Below are 12,410 nucleotides of genomic sequence, written 5' to 3'. Positions count from 1 at the left end.
CTTTTTATTTGGCAAGTCATTTATTGCTTTTGCGGTTGACCATATTGGTCAGCCATCACTTCAACGAGATTGGAAAGTTTAATATATTTTTTAATGACTGCATTCACATCAGCAACAGTTAGCTTTGTTAAATCTTGATCATGCTTAACACGATCCAGTAATGTTTTACCTGACTCAAGCTCAATATTTAACATACCGTGAATATTACGCTCATCCTCTAATGCAGTAACACGTTTTTTCATGAGATCTGCTTTAGCTGCTGCAAGCTCTTGCTCGGTAATACCATTGGTTAATAAGTCATTTAATACCTTATGAACTGAAGCAGAAACTTGTGCCGAACGCCCCGCCGTATAGTTTGCACTAATACTTAATGCACCCACATTGGTGTCCTGATCAAGTTGCAGTCCTGTTCCAAAACCATAAACTAATGCATTTTTTTCACGAAGCTCTTGAGCCAAACGCGAAGAAATTTGAGAATCACCTAAAATATAATTCATTAAAATTAAGGCAGATGCATCTGGATGATTTTTTCCAACCGGTATCGCAAGTACGCTTTGATAACTACCAAACTCACGTTGTTCAGATAAAGCATGTACTTGCTGAGCAGGAAAATCGACGTGTTGAATTAAGATTTTTTCATATGGTTGTTTACTGTTCCAACTACCAAACTCCTGATTTAATAATTTTTTCATTTTCTTAGCATCAAATGCGCCGGTAATTGCAATTTGGGCATGGTTCATTGCAAAGAAATGCTGATATAACTCTTTGACTTGTTCTTGGGTCACATCCTTTAATTGTTTTTTAGCTAACTCAGGTTCAAAGTGGTAGCGTAAATCACCTGGCTGATATTCTTCAACTAAACGTGACAAAGTTAAACCTGCAACTACATCAGGTTCTGTATAAGGACGATCAAGACTAGATAAGCTTTGAGATTTAATTAAATCGAATTGAGATTGTTCAAATTTAGGGTTTTTCATAACCTCTAGAACAAACTTGAAGAATTCATCAAACTTTTCAGTTTTAGATTGAATATTAATGGTCATGCCATTGCCGTCAGCACTCGCATAAGCCGCGCCACCAGCATCAATCGATTTATCGGCAATATCTTGCAAGCTATATTTATCAGAACCGCGAAGTAATAAATACGAAGTTAAATCAACTACCGTGCCTTTATTAAATAAAGATTCTTCTGTACCGAAATCCATAGTAATGGTGGCATAGGTACGATCATCACGGGTTTCCACAGGGAACAAAGCATACTTCATTCCATTTTTAAGTTTTCCACGAATAATCTTTTTCTCATTACTCTCAGCATATTGCTTAGAAGTTTTTAAAAACTCGTTAACTTCTTCTTGATAAACTTTCGGGTCTTTTAAAGGTTCTGGTTTAACATCTGTCTGATCTAAAGTTTTAGGTTTATCTTTTGGGTCGAGTTGCAATGCTTTCTTTTGATCTTCAGGTGTTGGCAAAATATCGCCATCAATACGATGCCCAGCAATAAGGAACTGTTTTAAGGTTTGATTTAGGTCATTGAGCTTCACTTTCTCAACTGCATCTAAATCTTTGAAATATTGATCCCATTGCCCACCAGCTACGCTGTAATCACTTAAACGAGATCCCAAAGCAACGGCGTCTTTATTGACTAACTCGCTTTGTGTTTTCATTAAACTTTTTACACGTTTTAGCTCAGTCTCAGTAAAAGGTTTACCCTTTTCAATTCCAGAGAGCAAAGCGCTTTCAACTTTGTTAGGATCATTTTTTGGTGAGTAAACCGCACCTAAAAATACGACATTAAAATCTTGGTCTAACCAAGTTGATGCCTGAACGTCTGTGCTAATGCCTGTTTCAACCATATTCTGGTACAAATGACCGCTTGGCTGCATGGTATATAACATAGGCGCTAAAGCCAGTGTCGGCTGAATTTTGACGTTTTTTCCATTCATATAAATATGGAATTTGGCTAAATCACTGCCTTTTTTCACCACAAATTCACGATTCTTTATTTTTGTGGAATCTAACACCGGCACCTGAACAGGCTTCGGCACAGCTCGCGCAGGAATTGGGCTAAAATATTGGTCAATTGTCTTTAAAACATCAGTTTTATCAAACTTACCTGAAATCACCATAACCGCATTGTTAGGTGCATACCAACTGCGGTAGAACTGGTTCAACTCAGGCATTTTAATAGACTTAAGCTCAGGTAAATCACCAATTGGTAATCGTCCTAAATACTTGTTTCCATAAGCCGATTTCCACATTTGATCCATTAAGACAGCAAAAGGCTGATCCATACGGACTTCACGTTCACGCTTTACAATTTCAATTTCAGAAGGAACAAATTTTTCTTGGAGTACCAATTTATCCATACGTTCAGATTCAAGGTACAACACTTGATCTAGCGCATTTTTTTCTGGACGGACAATATTGGTGTATTTGGTTGAATAGTAGTCCGTGCTCGCGTTAGTCATTAATGTATATTGGTCTAAACGGCGCTGGAACTCTTCACCCTTCACATTTTGCGTGCCTTTAAACGCCAAATGTTCGAGTAAATGGGCTAAGCCGCCTTTACCTTGCGGGTCGTTTAAAGAACCTGTCAAATAGATGGTATTAATAAAGATTTTATTTTCTTTGTCATTCGGCGCAAGTACCACCCGAAAGCCATTATCTAATTTATATTCCTCAATATTTTGCTTACTTTTTACTAATGTCGTTTGTGCAAATGAGGCAGCACTTAAACCAAGAATACATAGGGAGAGAGTCAGTTGTTTAAACTGCATAAACATATAAATACCAATTAATTTGAATAATAAAAAATCAATAGTTGTGGGACTATAGTAGGAAATTTAAGCTGACATTAATAGTAAAGATTTGAAAAAAAAGCCGTTTATTTAAACGGCCTTATATTTTAAGGAAAAATTTCTGCTTGCATATAAAGTTTGCCATAGCCTGAAATTTCAATACGTTCCTGATTTAGGATATTGCAATATAAGACGCCTCCTCGGCTAGAAGCCTGATACGCTACAATATTATTTTTAGCGAGTTTCTCTGCCCATAGCGGTGCTATTGCAGTATGAATTGAACCCGTAACTGGGTCTTCGTCAATACCCGCAATAGGCGCAAAATAACGAGATACACAGTCATATTGCTGGTCGGCTTTTGAGGTAATTGCAACCTCCATGCCTGTAGTTGTAATAGCAGCCCGTTTACCTAAAGTCTTGAGGAGGTTCATGTCAGGCTGCTCATCTAATACATCTTGAACTGACTCATATTCAACAATATAAGCTTGAACGTTTTGATATACGGCTTTAAAGGGTTTCGTTAATGCTTGACGTAAAACAGCTGGGTAATCTTCAACTTGATGAGCCTTACGAATTGGAAAATTCATTCTGATTTTGCCATCATCATCTTGATGAACGATAAAAAGCCCTAAATTTCGGACATGAAAATTAATGGTCTTCTTGTCAGTAAAATCTTTAAATAATACAAAAGCACTGGCAAGCGTCGCATGCCCACAAAAATCGGCTTCAACTGTTGGCGTAAACCAACGAATTTCATAGTTTTCAGCGTCTATGATTTTTACAAAAGCAGTTTCAGACAAATTATTTTCAAGTGCTATCTTTTGCATTAAATCTGCATCTAGCCATTCTTTTTCAACAATCACAGCAGCCGGATTGCCACGAAATAACTCTTTGGTAAAAGCATCGACTTGATACATTTTCATGATAGTGCTCTCTTTTGTAATAGGTTCATTTTCAAAAATTATTTAAAAGAAAAACAGATACAGTTTTTTAAAAATTAACATCACAGCGGCAATTTAAGCATATAAAAAAACGGCTCATCCAAAGTGGAGAGCCGTTTCATATTAACTTTTAATGATGTTGAGTTAACTCAATTTCATCTTCACTATTTAATATGTCTTTATCGGTCTGCCCCATAAATTGGCTCGTAACTACACCCGCAGTCATTGAACCATTTACATTCAATGCTGTACGTCCCATATCAATTAACGGTTCAATTGAAATAAGAAGTGCAACTAAAGTCACAGGTAAGCCCATGGCAGGAAGCACGATCAATGCTGCGAAGGTTGCACCGCCACCTACTCCTGCAACACCAATCGAACTTAAAGTCACAATACCTACCAACGAAGCAATCCACATTGGGTCTAAAGTGTTAATCCCCATAGTTGGAGCAACCATCACGGCTAACATGGCAGGATATAAACCCGCACAACCATTTTGACCAATGGTCGCACCAAAAGAAGCAGAGAAGCTTGCAATAGACTCAGGTACGCCTAAACGACGAGTTTGTGCCTCAATATTCAGTGGAATACTTGCTGCACTTGAACGGCTCGTAAATGCGAATGTTAAAACTGGAGCAACTTTCTTAAAGAACTTAAGTGGAGAAACACCTGTTAGAGTCAAAATAATGGCATGTACGGCAAACATAATCGCCAAGCCTAAATAAGACGCCACCAAGAAACCGCCTAAGTTTAAGATATCTGCAACATTTGAACTTGCCACAACCTTAGTCATGAGGGCAAAAACACCATACGGCGTAAGCGTCATGACTAAGCGAACCAGCTTCATTACCCAAGACTGTAACGTCTGAATAGCAGTCAAAATACGCTGACCTTTCTCTGCGTCATCTTTCATTAGGTTGAGTGCTGCGATCCCTAAAAAGATAGCAAAGATAACCACGCTAATAATTGAAGTCGGATTTGCACCCGTTAACTCAGCAAAAGGGTTACTTGGAATAAAGGAAAGAATAAATTGCGGTACGCTTAAGTCTGTTACTTTACCCACATAGTCTGTCTGAATTGCAGTCAGACGTGCTGTTTCAGCGGCCCCTTGTACTAAACCTTTGGCAGTTAGGCCAAATAGGTTCGTCACAAATACCCCAACTAATGCAGCGATGAGTGTTGTAAATAACAAAGTTCCAATAGTGTAGACGCTGATTTTTCCTAAAGAGGAAGCTTGGTGTAATTTTGCAACTGCTCCCAAAATAGACACAAATACCAAAGGCATCACGACCATTTGTAAAAGTTTTACATAGCCGTTACCAACAATATTAAACCAGCTAATAGATTCAGCAAGAATCGGATGGCCACCGCCATAAATCAAATGTAGTCCTAAACCAAACACTACACCTAAAATTAAGCCAGCTAGAACTTTTTTAGATAAGCTCCAGTCTGTTTTACGTGTTTGGGCGAGTAAAAATATTAACCCGACAAAAACCACAATATTGATGATTAAGGGTATATTCATTCCCAAACTCCAAATTATTGCTTGTGTCATCTTTTAAGGGGGCATATTTGACCATAGCCGGTCTATATAAACTACCCTTTTCAACAATTTTCTAGCATGCAGATCATTACCGATCTGAATGAGAATATAAAATGACTTTTAAATACATATATATCACTTTTAAAACATAAGTTAAGTAGGATATTTATGTATAAAAATTAAGCGCATTTCTGTATAAATTGTTGCTCAATAAAACAAATAAATTGCTTTAAATTACTGCCCCATGTGTCAGCAGGCTGGGCAACTAAATAGGTGGTGAAATGTGCTGATTCAGTGTTAATTTCAAAACAATTTAATGAGACTTTATCGGCTACTTTAGTCAAATATGACTTTGGCAATAAAGCAAAACCAACACCTAATTCCACACAGCTTACAATCCCATCTAGGCTGCCCATTTCCATAATTTGCGAAGGCGGCACATTGTGATCATTTAAAAACAGCTCAATTGCATGGCGATATGAACACCCTTGTCGGAACGCAATAAATCGGGTCTTTGCAAGCGTAGCAATGTCGGGGAATTCAATTTGTTGTTTTGGGCAAACCAAAACCAATTGTTCTTGCCACACGGGCAAGCTATATAGCTCTGGAATCACATATTTAGAAGCAACAAAAGCACAATCGACCTCGCCTTGTTGCACAGCATTTAACAAATATCCTGTCGGGTGAGTTTGAAGTTCAAGCGGCAAATTCGGATATTGCTGCATACATTCATTAAGCAATTGAGGCAGTCTTATCGCTGCAGTCGTTTCCATACTGCCCAAACGAATCGTTTCATTCGGATCAATATCACCTTCTTGAAAGATCTTTTTAGCTTTATTGTGCAATGCAATCATTTGAACAGCGTAGCTATGTAGCTGTTGCCCTGCATTGGTTAATGTCACGGGATTATGGCGATTTAGTAAAATCACACCTAACTCTTCTTCAAGCTTTTTCACATGGCTGGTGATATTCGATTGAACCGTATACATTTTTTGTGCAGCCAATGAAAAACTTCCACTCTCTGCAACCGCTAAAAAAAACTCTAAAGACTTAAGCAACATAGCACTATCTCAAAACAAGATAATTAATATCATATTAAATCATTTTTAAAGATTATAAAACTCGCTTTTAATAATAAAAAAAATTGAGAGACTCCTCATGACTACGCTTTATCGAATGAGCCTGCTTGTCTTTCTAGCAACTTGCTTAGGAATTGGTATTTTTAGATTTTCTTACACTGCACTTATGCCCATCATGATTGTGCAATATGGATGGACTCACGACTTTGCAAGTTTTTTAGGCAGTGCAAATTTATTGGGCTACCTGCTAGGTGCCTTGTTGGCATTATTTAGTATTAAAGAAAAATCTATTCCAACTCTTATTATAAGTTCTGCACTTGCAGGCAGCTTAAGCCTACTCTGCTGCGCCTTTATACACATGCCTTTGGCTTGGTTTGTGTTTTGGCGGACCATCTCTGGTATTGCTGGTGGTCTACTCATGATTTTGGCACCCAGCTTTGCTATGAAAAGAATTGCCATAAGCCAAAGGCTTAAAGTCAACTTTTTAGGGTTTAGCGGTATTGGTGTGGGGGTGCTGTCTGCCACTATTATTATTCCTGCACTCAAAAACATGCCCGTCCAATATGTCTGGGGTATTTTTGCAGCACTGTCTATTATTGGCAGTTTGATACTTTTTCAGTTATTAAGGCACCAACCTACAGAGTCCGTACAAGCGGCCAATCAAGCACCTCAAAACAGCAAACATTCACGCTTGGGGCTGGTCATTATTATTGCCTATATGTGCAGTGCTTTTGCATATATTCCACACTCTTTGTTTTGGATGGACTACTTATCGGGAACCCTACATTTTCCATTAGAGCAACGAAATTTATTTTGGGTTCTTTACGGGGTCGGAAGCTGTATTGGCGCTTTTGTGGCGTATTGTTTAAGCCGTCTTACTGGATACTTACAAGCCATTAAATGGCTATATGGGTTCTACTGCTTGGCAGTTGCCCTACCGTTCTTTTCCCATGCTACTGCTTTGCTCGCTTTATCTTCATTTCTTACAGGTCTACTCACACCGGCCACAGTATTCATTAGTTCTTATAGCCTGCTACACATTTATGAGCAGCGTTATCAAAAAATCTGGAGCCTTGCCACCATTGGCTTTGCCAGTACCCAACTGCTAGGTGGCGTGGTAATTAGTACCTTGCATCACTTGCATTGGTCTTATGCACACCTGTTCTTAATGGGTGGCATTGTTTTGCTATTCGCTTTAATCCTTTTAGTTCGCACCCGTTCTTCTATACCTACCACTCTCGGAGAAACCGAACCGTGAAACCGTTGTTCTTTGCTCTATTTTTAGTTGCTTTCGTACTTGTTATTCAAACCTTAGATCAAAGCTATCAAAAGAAAATCGGGCTATCAAAAACTGCTAAACATCCTGAATTTATGCAATAAAAAATGCCCCGATATATCAGGGGCTTTTTCGATGAGCACTCAAATATTTCCGAAATAGAAATTGATGAATACATCAACAGTCAAAATCACATAGCAACTATAATTTTAAGTCTTATCAAGAATGCCTAGCTGACAAAAAATGTCACATTATGTCAATGTAGAGTGTAATTTTCTGATCTATATTCAATAAAAATTTATAATTTTTAATACTTAAAATAGAGTAAGACATGAGCAATAACAATTATATTGATGAGCTTTTAAAGCTCTTGGCGATGTTCGCTTTTATCTGTGTTTCATTATTGGCATTTAAATGTCGGACTGTGTTCGCACTTGATATGACTACATCATATGAGGTCTCTGTAAAGATTGTTATTTATATTGGCACGGCGGCTATTCTTAGTTTTTTAACACGCGATCATATTGAGTTTACAACACAATTTTTAATTGCTGTTCCATTCGCATACTTTTGGCTAGAGCCAGTTCTTGACTACAAGGCCATTCAAACTATACCAGATGTTCCGTTTTATCTGTCAGGTCATGGTCAAAGTTTAGGGCTATTGATTGTCATTATATTCTGTTTTGCCCTATGGGTATTTAAAGAAACAAGCTCAAATTCGCCTGAGTCTCAAAATGTCTAAATAGGTTTTTTTTGGGAGTTTTATAAAGTTAAAAATAGTCACTGTACTCTATGTTTTTATAATATATATTTTAAACAAATTACTTTATACCAATTAAAAACTTTTAAAAATGTTTAATATATCAAACCCAGCAAATGCCGTTGTTGTAGGTATTATCACAATAATTGCTACAGTTAGTCTTCTTATATGGAAGTTTAATTTTTATCTTGGCATAGATATATATACCAGTGGAGAAGTGCTTTTCAAAACGCTGCTATATGCAGCCACCATAGGTCTATTTAGTTACTATTTTCGTTATACCATTAAAATTAGTAATACGGTGATCTTATCATTACCTCTTTTTTTCTTTTGTATCAGACCCATTCTGAACTACAAAATGACGCATACCATGGGCAATATTCCACTGTATGCAACTCATCATGGTCAGGGTGGAATATTACTAAGTTTAACAATATTGGCTTGTATGCTATGGGCATTTACCGCTCACTCTTAGCTTAAATTATACTATTCCATAAACTTATTTTTATTCATTTCTATACTATAAAAAATCTATAAATAACAATTCTTCAAAGTAATTTAAAAAGCCCTCAATTGAGGGCTTTTCTATAAAAGATTAATCTTCCATGTGCTTAATAATGGCATCACCAAATTCAGAGCAACGCAATAAGGTTGCTCCCGGCATTAAACGCTCAAAATCGTAAGTTACCGTTTTAGCTGCAATCGCTCCTGAAATTCCTTTAATGATCAGGTCAGCCGCTTCAGTCCATCCCATGTCTCGAAGCATCATTTCAGCAGAAAGAATAATTGATCCCGGATTTACTTTATCTTGTCCGGCATATTTAGGAGCTGTGCCATGCGTTGCTTCATAAACTGCGATTGCACCACCAATATTTGCACCAGGCGCAATACCAATACCCCCTACTTCTGCCGCTAATGCATCAGAAATATAGTCACCATTTAAATTAAGAGTTGCAATAACTGAGTAGTCAGCAGGACGCATCAAAATTTGCTGTAAAAAGGCATCTGCAATTACATCTTTAATAACGATGTCTTTACCGGTCCTAGGATTTTTAATTTTAACCCACGGCCCGCCATCTATGAGTTCACCTCCGAATCGATCGAGTGCTAACTCATACCCCCATTCTTTAAAGGCACCTTCGGTATATTTCATGATATTCCCCTTATGAACAAGGGTTACCGATGGTTTGTCATTATCTATCGCAAATTGAATAGCTTTACGAACTAAACGTTGTGATCCTTCTTTAGATACAGGTTTGATTCCAATACCACATCCTTCTGGAAAGCGAATTTTTGTGACGCCCATTTCTTCTTGAAGGAATTTAATTACCTTCTTCGCTTCTTCAGAGTCTGCTTTCCATTCAATACCTGCATAAATATCTTCCGAGTTTTCACGGAAAATCACCATGTCGGTTAGTTCAGGGTGCTGAACAGGTGATGGAACACCTTTAAACCAACGTACAGGGCGTACACACACGTACAAGTCTAATTCTTGACGTAAAGCCACATTAAGCGAACGAATACCGCCACCGACTGGGGTAGTTAAAGGGCCTTTAATTGAAACAACAAACTCACGCAGGGCTTCAAAAGTTTCTTCTGGCATATAGGAGCCATAAATTTTATTGGCCTTTTCACCGCAATAGACTTCCATCCACTCGATGGAACGTTTACCGCCATAAGCTTTTAAAATAGCTGCATCGACGACGGTTTTCATTGTTGGTGTAATATCTACACCAATACCATCACCCTCAATAAAAGGAATAATTGGATGATTTGGTACATTCAGCGACAGGTCTGCTTTAACTTTAATTTTATCACCGTCGGCAGGAACCACGATCTTCTGATAACCCATTGTGTAGATTCTCCCTTTTATAATATTTAACTAACCAAACAAAAATAATTATCGATAAACAATACTTTCAACTTTTATTAACGCATAATAGCTTAATCGAATTTAATCCTTTTTGAGATTTATGTGGGAAATAAGCAAATTTCACACTTAAATATAGCTCAATGTTTTTACCGCTTATTTGAAAGAAGAAGTCATTTTTTATGAAAATCGTCATTCTTAACAAACCTTATGACGTGCTCTCCCAGTTTCGTAAAGACGAAGCGCACATGACGGTCTCTGACTTTGTAGATGACCCGACTTTACGCATAGCAGGTCGTCTTGATATGGACTCTGAGGGTTTAGTTTTTTTAACCGATCATGGTGGTTTGAATCAGTTCATTACCAACCCTGCGAATAAAAAATACAAAACGTATTTAGTTCAAGTTGATGGCGATGTAACCGAAGAAGCGCTTGAGCAACTTCGTAAAGGTGTAGAGCTTAATGATGGTATGACTTTACCAGCTAAAGCGATTAAGGTAAGTGAACCTGCATGGTTATGGGACCGTGACCCTCCTGTACGTTACCGTGCCAACATTCCAACGTCTTGGATTGAAATCTCTATTTGTGAAGGTCGTAACCGTCAAGTTCGTCGTATGACCTCTGCGGTAGGTTTCCCGACTTTACGTCTCATTCGTACTAAAATTGGTTCGATTGATTTAGTCCAATTAGGGTTACAACCGGGCGACACCAAAGAAATCGAACCTCTACTCTACCCAGACTTTAAAGATGTTCCAGCCGAGCAACCTTATCGTTCACGTTCTTATGTAAAAAAACCGGGTGGTACAGGTGGCAAACCAATGGTTCGTAAGAATAAAGATGGTTCTGTTAAAAAGTCTGGTACAAAACGTATTTGGCAAATGGATGAAAGTGAAAAACCACGTCGTAAGACCAATGGTACAACTCGTCCAAATACCAAGGCACCACGTGGTCGTGGCCGCAATGGTCGATAAAAACATTTAAGTTTTAAAGCTCACTTCGGTGGGCTTTTTATATATCCAGTTGTTTAAAAATTTGGTCAATCTCAGTAAGTGAAAAGTACCTCTTAATTTGTGAAAAATTATTCTCATCTTTAAAAAAGCCTGCAAAAATAATTGGCTCTTTTTTCAAAACCGATTGCTCTTTTGAAATATGTATACTATTCAATTCATAAAAATATGGTTCCCTACTAATTATTTCAGCAACCTTATCAAAATAACTAGGCTCAATATCCCAACCATAACCATTATAATCGATGTATGTCTTATCTAAGAATTTTACTACCGTTTTGTACTTATCAGAATCTTTAAATAAATCTTCAATTTCAGTATAGTCAAATTTATAAGAATTTGATTTTAATACCATCTGATAATATTTAATATTTCGTCCTTTTAATACTTCCATTATTTGCTCTTGGCACACTTTGGATAAATAATCTGGCAAAACTTCATTATCTTGATGTAAATCTTTCCGAGTTTTTGGCATTTTCAATCCAAAATAGATTGCTTTTACAGCTCTAAAGTCATATTCAACTTTACCAAAATTATCCATGATTATTCTTATTTCATCTTCATGCTGCCATCTTTTAGATTTTGTTCCCGATGTAAGCTTAAGCGTTTCAACTATATTATCAGCTCCACTTTGGATAAGCATATCGAATTTAATTTCAGGGATAAAATCTTGATAAATCACATCAAATGAGCAAGCAATTTTATTAAGTTCGCTTAGTTTTTCTAGCTCATACTCAATACAAAAACCTGTATGAGAGTCTGCATAATATGCCCAAAGTAGCTCATCCAAGACGGTCTTACTTAATGAATAGATACCTACTTTTTCTTGTATTTGTGCAACTAAAGCAAAAAAACTACCAGAGAGCTCTTTTGTAGAAACTGAACTAGTATTAGTTAGTTCAACTAAAGCTTGCTCAATACTCCGTATGTCAAATAAATTCTCACATGGGTCATTAAGCTTAGATGGATGTGGAGCATAAAAATAATCTTGTTTTAATGACTCTAAATCGCGCTCTGAACCATATCTGTATTTATAAACCTTCATATCTTTTTCTAATCGTGAGCTACATACAGAACACTTTTACATTAGTTTTATGTTTATTACAAAATAAAAAAACCGGTGCATAGGCACCGGT

The 12,410-nt window shown here is 37.2% G+C and carries 10 protein-coding genes; 4 read left to right on the top strand and 6 right to left on the bottom strand.

Translation table 11 applies throughout. From position 1 onward, the window contains the following. Positions 1-20 precede the first annotated feature (20 nt). From ACIF8R_RS00210 to ACIF8R_RS00195, 4 genes are all read right to left on the bottom strand, one after another. Positions 21-2,783: a M16 family metallopeptidase gene (locus ACIF8R_RS00210; protein ID WP_396478318.1), complete on the bottom strand. Its 2,763-nt coding sequence runs from the start codon at positions 2,781-2,783 to the stop codon at positions 21-23. Positions 2,784-2,905: 122 nt separating this feature from the next. Beyond that, positions 2,906-3,721 carry a PhzF family phenazine biosynthesis protein gene (locus ACIF8R_RS00205; protein WP_396478316.1) on the bottom strand — a complete coding sequence of 272 codons (816 nt, stop codon included), beginning with the start codon at positions 3,719-3,721 and terminating at the stop codon, positions 2,906-2,908. 148 nt (positions 3,722-3,869) lie between these two features. Next, positions 3,870-5,264, bottom strand: coding sequence for an L-cystine transporter (locus tag ACIF8R_RS00200; RefSeq protein WP_337080721.1), 1,395 nt, complete (start codon positions 5,262-5,264; stop codon positions 3,870-3,872). Positions 5,265-5,461: 197 nt separating this feature from the next. Beyond that, complete coding sequence (locus ACIF8R_RS00195) at positions 5,462-6,343, bottom strand: LysR family transcriptional regulator (RefSeq protein ID WP_396478314.1); 882 nt, start codon at positions 6,341-6,343, stop codon at positions 5,462-5,464. Positions 6,344-6,440: 97 nt separating this feature from the next. Here ACIF8R_RS00195 and ACIF8R_RS00190 point away from each other — a divergent pair, with 97 nt between their 5' ends. From ACIF8R_RS00190 to ACIF8R_RS00180, 3 genes are all read left to right on the top strand, one after another. Next, positions 6,441-7,619 (top strand): YbfB/YjiJ family MFS transporter, encoded by a 1,179-nt coding sequence (locus ACIF8R_RS00190; protein ID WP_396478312.1) that lies wholly within the window; start codon positions 6,441-6,443, stop codon positions 7,617-7,619. After that, positions 7,616-7,741, top strand: coding sequence for a hypothetical protein (locus ACIF8R_RS00185; RefSeq protein ID WP_396478310.1), 126 nt, complete (start codon positions 7,616-7,618; stop codon positions 7,739-7,741). The genes ACIF8R_RS00190 and ACIF8R_RS00185 overlap by 4 nt, the downstream gene beginning before the upstream one ends. Before the next feature lie 227 nt (positions 7,742-7,968). Further along, complete coding sequence (locus tag ACIF8R_RS00180; RefSeq protein ID WP_396478308.1) at positions 7,969-8,379, top strand: hypothetical protein; 411 nt, start codon at positions 7,969-7,971, stop codon at positions 8,377-8,379. A gap of 613 nt (positions 8,380-8,992) precedes the next feature. Here ACIF8R_RS00180 and icd read toward each other — a convergent pair. Then, positions 8,993-10,249 (bottom strand): NADP-dependent isocitrate dehydrogenase, encoded by a 1,257-nt coding sequence (gene icd / locus ACIF8R_RS00175; RefSeq protein ID WP_396478306.1) that lies wholly within the window; start codon positions 10,247-10,249, stop codon positions 8,993-8,995. Between the two features lie 200 nt (positions 10,250-10,449). On the opposite strand from icd, the gene ACIF8R_RS00170 reads away from it, so the two are divergent. After that, positions 10,450-11,238 carry an rRNA large subunit pseudouridine synthase E gene (locus ACIF8R_RS00170; protein ID WP_191028931.1) on the top strand — a complete coding sequence of 263 codons (789 nt, stop codon included), beginning with the start codon at positions 10,450-10,452 and terminating at the stop codon, positions 11,236-11,238. Between the two features lie 37 nt (positions 11,239-11,275). On the opposite strand, the gene ACIF8R_RS00165 is transcribed toward ACIF8R_RS00170, so the two are convergent. Next, positions 11,276-12,319 carry a DUF2971 domain-containing protein gene (locus tag ACIF8R_RS00165; RefSeq protein WP_396478304.1) on the bottom strand — a complete coding sequence of 348 codons (1,044 nt, stop codon included), beginning with the start codon at positions 12,317-12,319 and terminating at the stop codon, positions 11,276-11,278. Between the last annotated feature and the right edge of the window lie 91 nt (positions 12,320-12,410).

This window comes from Acinetobacter sp. ABJ_C4_1 (genome assembly GCF_044538495.1).
Classification (GTDB): Bacteria; Pseudomonadota; Gammaproteobacteria; order Pseudomonadales; family Moraxellaceae; genus Acinetobacter; species Acinetobacter nosocomialis_A.
The sequence above is the reverse complement of the archived record's forward strand: the minus strand, read 5'-3'. Positions and strand labels throughout refer to the sequence as shown.

What these genes read in the sequence shown, in the direction of transcription:
- ACIF8R_RS00165 (WP_396478304.1), bottom strand. Translation starts at nt 12,319, where the DNA reads ATGAAGGTTTATAAATACAGATATGGTTCAGAGCGCGATTTAGAGTCA.
- ACIF8R_RS00180 (WP_396478308.1), top strand. Translation starts at nt 7,969, where the DNA reads ATGAGCAATAACAATTATATTGATGAGCTTTTAAAGCTCTTGGCGATG.
- ACIF8R_RS00210 (WP_396478318.1), bottom strand. Translation starts at nt 2,783, where the DNA reads ATGTTTATGCAGTTTAAACAACTGACTCTCTCCCTATGTATTCTTGGT.
- ACIF8R_RS00170 (WP_191028931.1), top strand. Translation starts at nt 10,450, where the DNA reads ATGAAAATCGTCATTCTTAACAAACCTTATGACGTGCTCTCCCAGTTT.
- ACIF8R_RS00200 (WP_337080721.1), bottom strand. Translation starts at nt 5,264, where the DNA reads ATGAATATACCCTTAATCATCAATATTGTGGTTTTTGTCGGGTTAATA.
- ACIF8R_RS00195 (WP_396478314.1), bottom strand. Translation starts at nt 6,343, where the DNA reads ATGTTGCTTAAGTCTTTAGAGTTTTTTTTAGCGGTTGCAGAGAGTGGA.
- ACIF8R_RS00205 (WP_396478316.1), bottom strand. Translation starts at nt 3,721, where the DNA reads ATGAAAATGTATCAAGTCGATGCTTTTACCAAAGAGTTATTTCGTGGC.
- ACIF8R_RS00190 (WP_396478312.1), top strand. Translation starts at nt 6,441, where the DNA reads ATGACTACGCTTTATCGAATGAGCCTGCTTGTCTTTCTAGCAACTTGC.
- icd (WP_396478306.1), bottom strand. Translation starts at nt 10,249, where the DNA reads ATGGGTTATCAGAAGATCGTGGTTCCTGCCGACGGTGATAAAATTAAA.